General features: G+C 40.3%; 14 protein-coding genes. 12 read left to right on the top strand and 2 right to left on the bottom strand.

Annotated features, from left to right (window positions below; all coding sequences use genetic code 11):
• Nucleotides 1–116: 116 nt before the first annotated feature.
• The gene (locus V5739_RS13490; RefSeq protein ID WP_423818581.1) at nucleotides 117–548 is read left to right on the top strand and encodes a hypothetical protein; all 432 of its coding nucleotides are present in this window, start codon (nucleotides 117–119) and stop codon (nucleotides 546–548) included.
• A gap of 93 nt (nucleotides 549–641) precedes the next feature.
• The gene (locus V5739_RS13485; RefSeq protein WP_423820486.1) at nucleotides 642–842 is read left to right on the top strand and encodes a family 20 glycosylhydrolase; all 201 of its coding nucleotides are present in this window, start codon (nucleotides 642–644) and stop codon (nucleotides 840–842) included.
• 53 nt (nucleotides 843–895) lie between these two features.
• Here the strand turns inward: V5739_RS13485 and V5739_RS13480 are convergent, their stop codons facing one another.
• Nucleotides 896–1,654, bottom strand: coding sequence for a lipopolysaccharide kinase InaA family protein (locus V5739_RS13480; protein WP_423818580.1), 759 nt, complete (start codon nucleotides 1,652–1,654; stop codon nucleotides 896–898).
• A gap of 191 nt (nucleotides 1,655–1,845) precedes the next feature.
• Here V5739_RS13480 and V5739_RS13475 point away from each other — a divergent pair, with 191 nt between their 5' ends.
• The 7 genes from V5739_RS13475 (at nucleotide 1,846) to V5739_RS13445 (ending at nucleotide 8,185) form a co-directional block, all read left to right on the top strand.
• The gene (locus V5739_RS13475; RefSeq protein ID WP_423818579.1) at nucleotides 1,846–2,961 is read left to right on the top strand and encodes a glycosyltransferase family 4 protein; all 1,116 of its coding nucleotides are present in this window, start codon (nucleotides 1,846–1,848) and stop codon (nucleotides 2,959–2,961) included.
• Complete coding sequence (locus tag V5739_RS13470) at nucleotides 2,945–3,514, top strand: L-threonylcarbamoyladenylate synthase (protein WP_266070290.1); 570 nt, start codon at nucleotides 2,945–2,947, stop codon at nucleotides 3,512–3,514. The genes V5739_RS13475 and V5739_RS13470 overlap by 17 nt, the downstream gene beginning before the upstream one ends.
• Nucleotides 3,515–3,586: 72 nt before the next feature.
• Complete coding sequence (locus tag V5739_RS13465; protein WP_423818578.1) at nucleotides 3,587–3,961, top strand: GxxExxY protein; 375 nt, start codon at nucleotides 3,587–3,589, stop codon at nucleotides 3,959–3,961.
• A 78-nt stretch (nucleotides 3,962–4,039) separates the two neighbouring features.
• Nucleotides 4,040–5,464 carry a CCA tRNA nucleotidyltransferase gene (locus V5739_RS13460; RefSeq protein ID WP_423820485.1) on the top strand — a complete coding sequence of 475 codons (1,425 nt, stop codon included), beginning with the start codon at nucleotides 4,040–4,042 and terminating at the stop codon, nucleotides 5,462–5,464.
• Between the two features lie 28 nt (nucleotides 5,465–5,492).
• Nucleotides 5,493–6,506, top strand: coding sequence for a COX15/CtaA family protein (locus V5739_RS13455; RefSeq protein WP_266070293.1), 1,014 nt, complete (start codon nucleotides 5,493–5,495; stop codon nucleotides 6,504–6,506).
• 50 nt (nucleotides 6,507–6,556) lie between these two features.
• Nucleotides 6,557–7,066 carry an IS1096 element passenger TnpR family protein gene (locus V5739_RS13450; RefSeq protein WP_423818577.1) on the top strand — a complete coding sequence of 170 codons (510 nt, stop codon included), beginning with the start codon at nucleotides 6,557–6,559 and terminating at the stop codon, nucleotides 7,064–7,066.
• Nucleotides 7,067–7,126: 60 nt separating this feature from the next.
• Nucleotides 7,127–8,185, top strand: a complete 1,059-nt coding sequence (locus V5739_RS13445) for a nucleoid-associated protein (RefSeq protein WP_423818576.1) — start codon at nucleotides 7,127–7,129, stop codon at nucleotides 8,183–8,185.
• A 108-nt stretch (nucleotides 8,186–8,293) separates the two neighbouring features.
• Here V5739_RS13445 and V5739_RS13440 read toward each other — a convergent pair whose 3' ends face one another.
• Nucleotides 8,294–9,355 (bottom strand): hypothetical protein, encoded by a 1,062-nt coding sequence (locus tag V5739_RS13440; protein WP_266070296.1) that lies wholly within the window; start codon nucleotides 9,353–9,355, stop codon nucleotides 8,294–8,296.
• Nucleotides 9,356–9,444: 89 nt separating this feature from the next.
• Here V5739_RS13440 and V5739_RS13435 point away from each other — a divergent pair, with 89 nt between their 5' ends.
• From V5739_RS13435 to uvrB, 3 genes are all read left to right on the top strand, one after another.
• On the top strand, nucleotides 9,445–10,347 hold the full coding sequence (locus V5739_RS13435; protein ID WP_423818575.1) for an ABC transporter ATP-binding protein: 903 nt from the start codon (nucleotides 9,445–9,447) through the stop codon (nucleotides 10,345–10,347).
• Nucleotides 10,347–11,183 (top strand): ABC transporter permease, encoded by an 837-nt coding sequence (locus tag V5739_RS13430; protein ID WP_423818574.1) that lies wholly within the window; start codon nucleotides 10,347–10,349, stop codon nucleotides 11,181–11,183. The genes V5739_RS13435 and V5739_RS13430 overlap by 1 nt, the downstream gene beginning before the upstream one ends.
• A gap of 86 nt (nucleotides 11,184–11,269) precedes the next feature.
• Entirely contained in the window at nucleotides 11,270–13,273 is a 2,004-nt protein-coding gene (gene uvrB, locus V5739_RS13425) for an excinuclease ABC subunit UvrB (protein ID WP_423818573.1), read from the top strand.
• The last annotated feature ends 3 nt before the right edge of the window (nucleotides 13,274–13,276 follow it).

Here is a 13,276-nt window from a genome sequence, read left to right as displayed (position 1 = left end):
CATAAGACTTCCCTAATTATAATTACCCTCTACTGTAAACCCCTGCTGAAATTTCAGCAGGGCTTTTACTATATTTTTGTTTCTGTTGCTCATATCTTGTATTAGGCTGTAGCTAATTGTATAACCCCTCTCCCAATTTTCATGAAAAATTAACTCTAATCTTTATTGTTGCATTAATCCACTTCTGTGCTCTTGCCCAACATTTCATAAATATCGTCCCTGCACCCCAACAGTGGAATCCCACGGGAAGTCAAATACATTTTAAAGTAATACATGTAAAATTCCCTTCTAATATTAATGATAAAGAACAACTACTGTTAAACAGATTTAAACTTGAACTGATAGATCTTGAGATTCCGCTTGTTGATGCTCCGGGAGATTTTGTTCTCAACCTGGAATTTGACACAGCGTATTTAAACATTAAAGCTCAAGAGGATGCTTACCAGATAGAACCGGGTATGAATACAGCTATAAAAGCCGACTCATACACTAGCCTGGTTCACATTACCAGAAATTGCTACAGTTATTCTCTCAGGCTAACAAAATGATAAACTTTCAGCCGGCACAATTATCGACCCCCCACAGTATGAAAAACCCATACTAATGATTGATATGGCCCGAAAGTTTTTTACTGTAGATGAATTGAAAAATTTATAAGGATTATGGCCTGGGTAAAGATGAATGAAGTTCATTTACATCTTAGCGATAACTCCTGGGAATGTTACAGTACATACCGCCTGAAAAGCGAAAAATATCCTGAACTCACAGCAAAAGATAACTATTACAGCTGGGAAGATATTTTAAACAAACCTTTTTGCTTAATCCCTTATGTAGAATTGTAAGGTAGTTTTGAACTTTTTTCTGAAGCATATAAAAGGTTAAAACTCCTTTTATCCTATTTAATTCCTACCGACTTCTTTAATTGCTTTTTTAATTTCCTGTTCTTCCCACGGTTCTTAAAGAACGTGTCTACTAAAGACCACATCTTTTCAAAAACTTCGTTTTTGGGCCTATTGATTAATTTAGCATACTCATCCGCCATTACTTCCACCTGTTTTTTGTTTGGAGTAAGACGTTCAAAATTCTTCATTCGCTCATTGAAATTAAGCGATTTAAAATTCATCCTGTTAAGATCAACCAGATAAAATTTGTAGTCGTTTTCGTTAATTTGAATGAGTGTATTTCCGGGGGAATGATCCAGGAATTCAATCCCTTCTTCATGCAATTTGAAAGTGAATCTGGTAAAGGCACGTAAAATTTCTTCATGCCTCTTTTTGTCGAGGTCAATATCCCTAAAGGTTAAATCGTACTCCAGGTGTTCGCTAACATAGTAACTTTTTAAAAAAGAAAAAGATGTAGTTTCTTCAGCATAAGCCACAGGGGCCGGGGTGTTAATTCCTCTTTTTAAAAGTTCACTGGCATATATAAAAGATCTTTCGGCTTTAGATTTTCTAAAAAACCTGTAAGCAATTTTATTTACAACGTTAGGGATCTTAAAAGCTTTAATGTTAAGCTCTTTCTTCTTTATGACTACTGCTTTTAAAATATTTCTTTTCCCGGGACCGATTTTTCGGCCTTCCTTTTCAAAATTGTTTAAAGCATCAATAATCTCTTTTTTATAAGATGAATATGCTGCGCTTACAACTACCTTCATATTTTCTCAACCTTTTTGCAAAGTTAGCTATTTGAGTTTGCATTAACTTTAAACTTCAGAATTTATAAGCTTCATCACCTCCACAGCATCCTTAGAAATACCTGTTTCCAGATTCTTCCCTGCCTGCCTTGAATAGATTTATTATAAATTCGCAATACCAGGCTTTGAAAAGACCTATACAGAAAAAATATATGAATATCCTTCATTTATCGGCAGTAAAAAATTGGGGCGGCGGTGAAAAACATATTGAAAACCTCTCTCTGGAGATGTCTGAACACCATCCGGAAATATCCAATATTATACTGTGCAGAAAAGGGAGCCTTTTTGAGCAAAGCCTTAAAAATCTAGAATTAAGGCATTATACTGCTCCCGTTTTTACGAGTTTCGACTTCAGGTATGTCAAAAAAATCATTCAGGTCTCAAAAAGGGAAAAAATTGACCTCATCCATATTCACGATCCCAATGCACTATCGCTTGCCGTATTAGCCGATCATTTTTTTGACCTGCCTCCCTTCATTTTCAGTAAAAAAACAAGTTTTCCTATCAGGGCACGCCGCCAAACCCTTTTTAAATATAATTACCCCAAAATTAAATGCATTTTATGTGTTTCAGAAGAAACAAAACGCGTGAGCTTGGAGACTCTGAGTGATCCCGACAGGTTTGAAGTAATTTATCACGGCACAAGCCTGAAAAATAAGGATCAAAAATGCCCTTTTTGGATACGTAGCGAATATAAGCTTCCGGAGCATTCAAAAATTATTGGCAACATTGGGAATCATATTGATGCAAAGAACCTTGAGTCTTTTGTTCGCATCGCAGATTTTCTTGTAAACAAAAAGAACCTGAAGGACCTCTACTTTTTTCAGGTGGGTAACTTCAGCGAGCTAACCCCTGCTCTTAAAGACCTTGTGCAGGAATGCAATCTCGAAAACCATCTGTTTTTTTCAGGTTATATTCCGAATGCTTCAGCTTTTATTCCACAGTTTGACATCCTGCTCCACACTTCCAAAAACGAAGGCATCCCCCAGGTGATCTACGAATCTTTTTATTACAAAGTTCCTGTAGTAAGCACTAATGTAGGCGGAATCCCCGAAGTTATTGAAGATAAAATCAACGGCCTGTTGAGCGATCCTTATGACTTTAAAGGGCTGGGCGAAAACCTGCTGTTTTTACTTGAAAATCCGCAGGTAATCCCGAACTTTGCAAAAATATCCAGGGACAAACTATTTGAATCCTTTACCAGTCAGATTATGGCCGGGAAGACCCTGGAAGCATATAAAAACGCACTAAATGGGAGATTACACTGAAGAACTCAACAATGCTTTTAACGTCCTTAAAAGAGGCGGAATAATTCTATATCCTACCGATACGGTATGGGGAATTGGCTGTGATGCCACCAATCCTGAGGCTATAGACAAGATTTTTGCCCTTAAAAGAAGAAGTGAGGAAAAGGCATTGATCTGTTTGGTTTCTGATTTTAAAATGCTCAACCAGTTTATTGAAGAAGTACCCGAAGTGGCTTACGACATTCTGAAATATGCTGCCAAACCCACCACCATAATTTACGACAAGCCTATAAGAGTGGCCGAAAACCTGGTAGGAGAAGACAATACGCTGGGGATACGGGTGACCAAAGACAAATTTTGCGAGCAGCTTATAAGAAAACTGAAGCGACCCCTGGTGTCTACTTCTGCAAACTTAAGCGGCCAACCCACTCCAAATTCTTTTAGCGAAATAAGCAAGGAGATCATAGATGGCGTAGACTACGTGGTAAATTTACAGCAGGCAATTAAAACCCCTAAACCTTCGGCTATTATTAAGCTGAGTAATGACGGGAAAGTAAAGGTGATTAGAAAGTAATATAAAGCAAAGGAGCCACGAATACACGAATATTTCCTGGCTCTTACTCAAATAGTACGAATCTTTAAATTTATGACCGATATTATATACAAAAATGAGAGTTATGCCATTGTAGGCGCCCTTTTTGAGGTATATAATAATTTAGGTAGCGGGTTTTCAGAAATAGTATACAAGGATGCGCTGGAATATGAACTTAAAAACAGAAAAAATCCATTCACTCGCGAAAAAGAATATTCTGTATCTTATAAAGACATTGTTCTGTCACATAAATTTTATGCTGATTTTGTAATACAGGATAAAATAATTCTGGAAATAAAGGCAGTAGAGGATGTCAATGATAAATTTATTTCTCAATGCATAAATTACCTAAAAGTGTCTAATTGCCGATTAGCAATATTGGCTAATTTTCATAAAGACCTGCTGGATCATCGACGAATTGTTTTATAAAGATTATTCGTGAATTCGTGGCAAAAAAAAAGTAGCATTTTTAATGAGCCCATTTGAGATTCATAGCAGAAAAAAAGAATAAAAAAAGTGAACAACTATAAACAGGCCCTAACCAATAATATTTTCAAAGTAATTTCTCTTGCAGCCACAGAGCTGGAACTCGAAAGTTACGTTATAGGCGGCTTTGTAAGGGATTATATCCTGCAACGTGGCGAGCACAAAGATATTGATATAGTGGCTGTGGGCAGCGGAATTGAACTGGCGCAGAAAGTTTCTGAGCTGCTTCCGCATAAGCCTAAAGTACAAATCTTTAAAAACTACGGAACTGCCATGCTAAGGGCTTATGACATGGAAGTGGAATTTGTTGGTGCCCGCAAGGAAAGTTATTCCGAAGAAAGCAGAAACCCCGACGTTAAAAGCGGAAGTCTTGAAGATGACCAGAACCGCAGGGATTTCACAATCAACGCCCTCGCGCTTAGCCTTAATGAAGACACCTACGGAAACCTACTGGACCCGTTTAATGGGCTTCAGGATCTAAGTGCAGGCGTTATTCGCACGCCGTTAGATCCAGATATCACCTATTCTGATGATCCTCTCAGAATGTTAAGGGCAGTGCGTTTTGCTTCTCAATTGCAATTTAGGATTGAAAAGGAATCGCTGCAGGCAATTATTCGCAACAGGGGGCGGCTCAAGATTATTTCGAGGGAAAGGATTGTAGATGAACTTCACAAGATCCTGCTTTCCCCGAAACCTTCAGTAGGATTTGGCCTTCTTCATAAGACCGGGCTATTACGGATTATTCTTCCGGAACTTACAGCCTTGGAAGGGATTGATGAAATTGAAGGGCAGCGCCACAAAGACAATTTTTGGCACACGCTTGAAGTTGTAGATAATATTTCAGAAAACACAGATGACCTCTGGTTGCGTTGGGCTGCATTACTGCATGACATTGGGAAAGCTCCCACCAAGAAGTTTGATGAAAAGCTGGGCTGGACCTTTCATGGGCATGAATTTGTAGGCTCAAAAATGGTGTTTAAGCTCTTCAAGAGACTGCGAATGCCCCTCAACGAAAAGATGAAGTTTGTACAAAAAATGGTGTACATGAGCTCCCGCCCTATCGTGTTATCACAAGATGTGACCGATTCGGCTGTACGCCGACTCATCTTTGATGCCGGTGAAGACATTGAAGACCTGATGACCCTTTGTGAAGCCGATATTACCACCAAGAACCTGAGACGGTACAGAAAGTACCACAACAACTTTAAGCTTGTAAGGCAAAAAATTAAAGAAGTTGAAGAACGCGACCATGTACGTAACTTCCAGCCGCCGGTTTCGGGAGAAGAGATCATGGATACTTTTAGTTTGAAACCATCACGCGAGATTGGGATCATCAAAGATGCCATTAAAGAAGCCATTTTAGAAGGGGTGATCCCCAACGATTATGACGCTGCAAAAGCTTATATGCTTCAAAAAGGAAAGGAAATAGGTTTATCTCCAAAATAAGACATGCTTTACCTTCACATTTACCCCCATGAAAGACAATAAAAAAGTAGTTTACTGGCTGTACACCGGCTGTTTTTTAATTTTTGTAATGGTAGTGGTTGGTGGAATCACCCGCCTTACCAATTCCGGGTTATCAATATCCGATTATAAACTCATTACCGGCACTATTCCACCTCTTACAGAAGAGCAATGGGTTGAGGAATTTGAATTCTACCAACAGTTTCCCGAATACCAGAAACTGCATTACCATTTCACTCTCGAAGATTTTAAAGGAATTTACTTCTGGGAATGGCTCCACAGGCTTATTGGGCGCTTAATAGGAGTGGTTTTCATTATACCTTTCCTCTATTTTCTTATCACCAAACAACTCACAAAACCTACTATTTACAAATCTCTCGTACTGCTCTTTTTGGGTGGTTTCCAGGGATTTTTAGGCTGGTATATGGTTAAGAGTGGCCTGGTAGATATGCCGGCCGTGAGTCATTACAGGCTTGCTGCCCATTTAACCACGGCATTCCTCACTTTTGCCTACTGCTTTTGGGTGGCTATGGATTTGGTTTATCCTAAGAAAAAAGACATCAATAAAAGCTTCAGGAACCTGGTTTGGGTGGGAATGGTCGTCCTGCTTTTACAAATCATCTGGGGCGCATTTGTAGCCGGCCTCGACGCCGGATGGATCCACAATTTCTGGCCTAAAATGACCGGTGGCGAATGGATTCACGAGACCGTTTACATAGAGCAAAAACCCTTGTGGCGTAATTTCATTGAAGGTAAAAGTGGCGTTCAGTTTGTACATCGCTATCTGGCGTATGGCGTGGTAGCCATTATTCTCTTCATATGGTACAAATCAAGAAATTTACAACTTACCCTTCCGCAGCAAAAAGGGATCAACTGGCTGGTGGGGCTTGTATTTCTGCAATTTCTGCTGGGTGTACTCACCTTGATATATGCAGTGCCTTTATGGCTGGGTGTAGCCCACCAGGTAGGTGCATTTTTCCTGCTAACGGCTATGACTTTTACCCTGCATAGATTTAGTCGCTAGCTGTAATTTGTCATCTAAAAATGTATCTTTGCAATCCAATTTTTTGACTTATGCTGTATAGATTTAGAATTATCCTCGATGCCGAAGAAGACGTATTTAGAGACATAGAAATTATGGCCGACAATACGCTTGAAGATTTACATAATACCATTTTACACTCCTTCGGGTTTGATGGCACCGAGATAGCTTCTTTCTACATTAGTGATGATGATTGGAACCAAGGCGAAGAGATTTCCCAGTTTGATGTGACCGAAGGTACAGGTTCTGTAAGGGTTATGAATGAGACTACCCTTGATGATGTGGTTTCTGAACAACAGACCAAGCTCATCTATGTCTACGATTTTCTTAGCATGTGGACTTTTCTTGTAGAGCTAGCCGAGATCGCAGAACCCGACCCGCAAATGGATTATCCAAACCTGCTTTTTGTTCACGGGCAGCTCCCGGTGAGCGCACCCGAGAAAGATTTCCAGGCCGAAGATGACGACCTTGGTCTCGACTACGATGACGATTTTGACGTAGACGACTACGACGATCTTTCTTTTGACGAAAACTGGAACTAGTCCCCAATTTTCCTATTTTTCAGCTTTTATTAATCCGGTAATTTAACCGCACTTTTCAATATGATCAATTTATATAACGCTCACATTGACTCCCTGTCTATTCATAGGGTTGGCAATAAGAGCAGAAATGAGAACATCTTTCTTTCTGCCCAGCCTTTTCATCTTAATGATGAGATCACCCCGCTCATCAAGGAATATTTTTTAAAGCCTTTTAGAGATAAGGAAGAAAACTATTTCCAGTTTACAAATGAAGTAGATGTAGAGTTCAATCCTTTGTACGACATTGCCTGTAAAATCTTTGATGCACCTCAAACCATTCATGAGCAGTCAAAAAAGATCACTACCCTGCTCTTTGAACAATCGGCACATCCGCATATTAAAAGTGGGGAGGTTTATGTTGTGTTTTTTGACAATATGATGCTTGACAATGAAAAGACCACTGCTATTGGTATTTTTAAGTCTGAATTAAAGCACGATTTCCTGCAGTTCCAGGAAAAGGAAAGCATTCTGGAGATGATCATTCAGCAGGGAATCAACCTGAACAAGCTTGACAAAGGAGCAATTATTTTCAACAAAAATCGCGAGGAAGGTTTCAAGATCCTTTCAGTCGACTCTAATAAATATGACACTAAATACTGGCTGGAGAATTTCCTTGGAGTTGATGTTTTGGCCGATGAGAATTTCCACACCAAAAAGTACCTGAAGTTTTGCCAGAATTTCGCAAAAGATGTGGTACTTCCTGCGGAAGATAAAAAGGAAGAAGTGATGTTCATGAACCGAAGTGTAGATTACTTCGCCAAGAACGATGAATTTGAAGAGGCTGCTTTCCTGAATTCAGTGATAGACAACCCGGCTCTGGTTCCTGAATTTCAGAATTACAAGACCGAAAAAGCTTCAAAATACAAGATTGAAGATCTCACCAGCTTCCCAATCTCTAACACAGCCGTAACAGCTGCGAGAAAATCGATTAAAAACACCATCAATCTAGACACCAATATCCAGATCAAGATGGACTTTATCAATCCCGAATCTGCTGAAAAATTTGTGGAAAAAGGATGGGATGAAGAACGACAAATGTATTATTACCTGGTATATTTTAATAAAGAGAATAAGAGTTAAGTCCACTTCTTTTCTTGTACCAGCACTAATAGAAAAAGAGGTCTCAAAAATGACATTTTTGAGACCTCTTTTTCTATTATTATCCCTTCTTCATTAAACATTAAACCTTTAAATGAGTCTTTTCATATTCACATCTTCATAATTCCTCTTCACAAAATCAAGTGCCGTTCTCAAGATTTGCCCCATTGAACGGGCTCTTTTAAATTTCATGTCATTAGAAAACTCGTAGAGTTCTTTTCGAAGTTGCTTTACATTCGGCTCATTAGAGATTTGATCATTGAGGATACAGCGCATCAATTCCTTATAGCGCGACTGGGCATTAATGATCCTTTTTGCCAATAATGACCGTTCTTCCCTCCTGTACTGTTCTATGGAAGATTCCTGCAGCTTTTCACTAACCAATTGGACCATCTTGAAGTTTTCCTTAAAAAACTGCGGACGATAGACCTTCAGATTCCCTTCAAAACACTGCTGATCAAAATCAATTGCCCTGATCTGGTACTCTACATGATCAAAATCGTGAGTGGGGATGATCACGTAATTATAAGAACGCATATCACCCAACAACCTGATGGTGCACCGCTCATTGAACTTTACAAATTGTTTCGCAATTTGTGTTTTTGCGCGGTCATCGCATAACGGCAGTTCATCTTCAATAAAAACGTCTCCGGGAATACCGGCAATATGCTCTTCAATCAAAGTATCCCGGTACACAAGAAAATTGATCCTGTGCGGCGAGAGTATATGTTCAAACTCCAATCCGTAAATACGGGAAGCATCCGCTTTCTTGACATAAAAATACGTAAAACTGTCATTCAGGATATTCCTGACCTTTATACGGAAGGGTTTTGAATTTCCGAAGGTACAGTAGTCGATCGCATCAACATTGAGGAATTCCAGGGAATCGTCACTTCCATCTGAATGCAGGATGGTATAAACCTGTTTAAGACTATTATCAATATCGTCCCGTTCATAATCGGGATAATAGCAACGCACCCAAAAAGTATCTTCATCGTGCTGGTCATAGACTACGATAGACCCCGAAAACCTCAGCAGATCATCATAAAAAACCGGAATTTTAGTGTTTCGATTGTACTTTGCGAGATATTTATGGAACCGGTCGCTAACCGGAAAGCTTGGTTTCTTTTTTGACATTAATTTTTCCCGCATACGCTGAATTTCCTCAAAAATAAGACTTCTTTTTATTTCGCCGTGTAACAAAACGTTAACTTAGACGTCGAATGTTAAAACGGTTTACTTTGAAGACAATCCTTGGCCTGAATAATCTCACTAAAAAATTTGGTCCCGTCACGGCGGTCAAAGACCTCTCATTCACCATTGAAAAAGGTAACGTATATGGCATTTTAGGGCCCAATGGGAGCGGAAAATCCACCACCCTGGGAATCATCCTGAATGTTGTAAATAAGACGAGCGGAGATTTTCAATGGTTTGATGGTTCACAGAGTACGCACCAGGCACTAAAAAAAGTAGGGGCTATCATCGAACGTCCCAATTTCTATCCTTACATGACAGCTGCACAAAACCTGGAGCTCGTGTGCAAGATCAAAAATGTTTCACCAAATAACATTGATGAAAAACTGGATATGGTGGGCTTACTGGACAGAAGGAACAGTAAATTCCGAACATTTTCTTTGGGGATGAAACAAAGGCTGGCAATTGCTTCAGCTTTGCTCAACGACCCGGAGATCCTTATTCTTGACGAACCTACAAACGGACTAGACCCGCAGGGGATTCACCAGATAAGGGAGATCATTACCAGGATTGCTGCTACCGGAACGACTATTCTCTTAGCCTCTCACCTGCTGGATGAAGTTGAAAAAGTCTGCACCCACGTGGTGATTATCCGCAAAGGGGAAAAACTTTACAGTGGCCCTGTAGATCAGATGAACGCCAGCTTTGGTTTCTTCGAACTCCAGGCTACAAATGATGAAAAATTACTGTCCCTGCTCAACTCCCACCCTGCTTTTGGCAAGGTGGTTCAAAAAGGGGAAATCATAACGGCATTTTTGGAAGAGCCGCTGGAAGCCGAAGCCCTAAACACTTACCTCTTCGAGAACGGCCTTAGCCTCTCCCAGCTCGTAAAACGAAAAGAGAGCTTAGAAGAACAATTCTTATTGTTAACCAACCAAATTTCTGCCTAATGCTACGTTTACTCAATATAGAATATCACAAACTTAGGTTTAGTAAATCTTCAAGGGTTCTAATCACCACCTATTTTATACTCATTACGTTTATTGCTCTTATCGCTTCCATAGAATTCAATTTTGGGAATGTGAATTTCAGGCTGGCCGATCAGGGGATTTTTAATTTCCCGTACATCTGGCATTTTAACAGCTACATCGCTGCGACTTTAAAGCTGTTCCTGGCCATTGTGATCGTATCCATGATGTCTAACGAATACAGCAACCGCACAATTAAACAGAACCTCATTGACGGGTTGAGCAAAAAGGAATTCGTGCTCTCTAAATTCCTGACTGTGGTTTCTTTTGCCCTTTTATCAACTATTTTCCTGTTTGTAGTTTCGCTTATTTTAGGCCTTTCTTTTTCAGATTACACCGAGATTTCGATCATCTTTTCAGACATGGAATACCTCCTGGCCTACTTCATTAAACTCACAGGATTTTTCGCCTTCTGTATGTTCCTCGGAATTTTGGTAAAAAGATCGGCTTTTGCACTGGGTTTCCTCTTCATCTGGTGGATCATGGAAAGTATTGTGAGAGGCGTGATGGAATATAAGATCTTCAGGGATTCAAATATTGCTGAAAACATTGCACAGTTCTTTCCTTTAGAATCTATGGCTTTGTTGGTAAGAGAGCCTTTCTCCAGGCTCAACGCAGTACAATCGGCAGCCACGCAACTGGGTTCAGAGATTACAAAAGACTATTCCATTCACTGGTACCAGCTTCTCATAGTGGTGTTGTGGATTGTGATTTTCGTTTATCTGTCTTATTTACTTCTGAAGAAAAGGGATCTTTAATTAACCTGATTTTAAACTTTTTAGAAACCGGCAATATTTGTTGGTAGCTTCAAATTGGCTATTTTTGCAGGTCAGCAAAAAAGTCTATGAAATTCAAAGTAAAGTCCGATTTTAAACCTACAGGAGATCAGCCGCAGGCTATAAAGCAGCTGGTAAGCGGTATTAACAATAAGGAAAGATACCAAACCCTGTTGGGGGTCACAGGATCTGGAAAAACTTTTACGGTTGCTAATGTGATCGAAGAAGTGCAAAAACCCACTTTGGTTCTTGCCCACAATAAGACGCTTGCAGCCCAGCTCTATTCAGAATTTAAGCAATTTTTCCCCGAGAATGCGGTGGAATATTTTGTGAGTTATTATGATTATTACCAGCCTGAAGCTTTTATCCCTTCCTCGGGTACTTACATTGAAAAAGATCTTTCTATTAACGAAGAGATTGAAAAATTACGGCTCAGCACCACTTCTTCCCTCCTCTCCGGAAGAAGGGACGTGATTGTTGTGGCTTCAGTTTCCTGTCTCTACGGAATCGGGAATCCGGTAGAATTCAAGAAGAACGTGGTTTCCATAGAAAGAGACATGGTAATTTCACGTACAAAGCTGCTTCACAAGTTGGTACAAAGTTTATATTCAAGGACTGAAGCTGAGTTCACCCACGGAAATTTCCGCATTAAAGGTGACACCGTGGATATCTTTCCGAGCTATGCTGATAATGCCTTCAGAATTCACTTTTTTGGAGATGAGATTGAAGAAATAGAGGCTTTTGATCCCGCTACCAACGATGTGATCGAAAAGTACGACCGACTCAATATTTACCCGGCAAACATGTTTGTTACCTCCCCTGATATTTTACAGGGCGCCATAAAAGATATACAGGACGACCTCGTAAAGCAGGTTGGTTATTTCCAGGAGATTGGAAAACATCTCGAAGCAAAAAGGTTGGATGAACGCACAAATTTTGATCTTGAGATGATCAGGGAACTCGGGTATTGCTCGGGTATTGAGAATTACTCCAGGTATCTTGACGGAAGACCTCCGGGAACACGACCTTTCTGCCTGCTGGATTATTTTCCCGATGATTACCTTATGGTTGTTGATGAGAGCCACGTGACCATTCCGCAGGTTCATGCCATGTATGGCGGTGACCGCTCAAGAAAGGAAACGCTTGTAGATTACGGCTTCAGGCTTCCGGCAGCTATGGATAACCGCCCGTTGAAGTTTGAGGAATTTGAAGTACTTCAAAATCAGGTGATCTACGTAAGTGCTACCCCGGCCGATTATGAGCTTCAGAAGACAGAGGGCATGTACATTGAGCAGGTAATTAGGCCCACCGGCTTACTGGATCCGGTAATTGAAGTGCGCCCCAGTCTTAACCAGATCGATGATCTTATTGAAGAAATGCAGCTAAGGATTGATAAAGACCAGCGGATTCTCGTTACTACCCTTACCAAGCGCATGGCCGAAGAACTGACCAAATATTTAACCAGGATTAATATCCGTTGCCGTTACATTCATAGCGATGTTGACACTTTAGAACGGGTAGAAATTATGCAGGACCTTAGAAAAGGCCTTTTTGACGTACTTGTGGGAGTGAACCTGCTACGGGAAGGGCTCGACCTTCCGGAAGTTTCACTTGTTGCCATTCTCGATGCTGATAAAGAAGGATTTTTACGCAGCAACAGGTCGCTTACCCAAACTATTGGTCGTGCCGCACGCCACCTGGAAGGAAAAGCCATCATGTATGCCGACAAGATCACGGACAGTATGCAAAAAACTATTGACCAGACGGAATACAGGCGAGAAAAGCAGCTGCAGTACAACGAGAAGAACAACATCACCCCCACCGCATTAAAGAAATCTTTCGAAAATATGCTGGTGCAAAAAAAACCTGAACCTTACATATATGAAGTCGCTCCAGATCTAAAAGCTGCTGAAGCAGAAACAGAATACTTCAGCAAACCTCAATTAGAAAAGCGCATCAGGGAAAAAAGAAAGGCTATGGAAGCTGCGGCCAAAGAACTCGATTTTATGACTGCTGCTAAACTAAGAGATGAAATAAAAATGCTTCAGGAGAAAGTCAAAGAAGTTTCTTAAATG

This window comes from Salinimicrobium sp. TIG7-5_MAKvit, from assembly GCF_049569215.1.
In the GTDB taxonomy this organism is placed as follows: Bacteria; Bacteroidota; Bacteroidia; order Flavobacteriales; family Flavobacteriaceae; genus Salinimicrobium; species Salinimicrobium profundisediminis.
The sequence above is the reverse complement of the archived record's forward strand: the minus strand, read 5'-3'. Positions and strand labels throughout refer to the sequence as shown.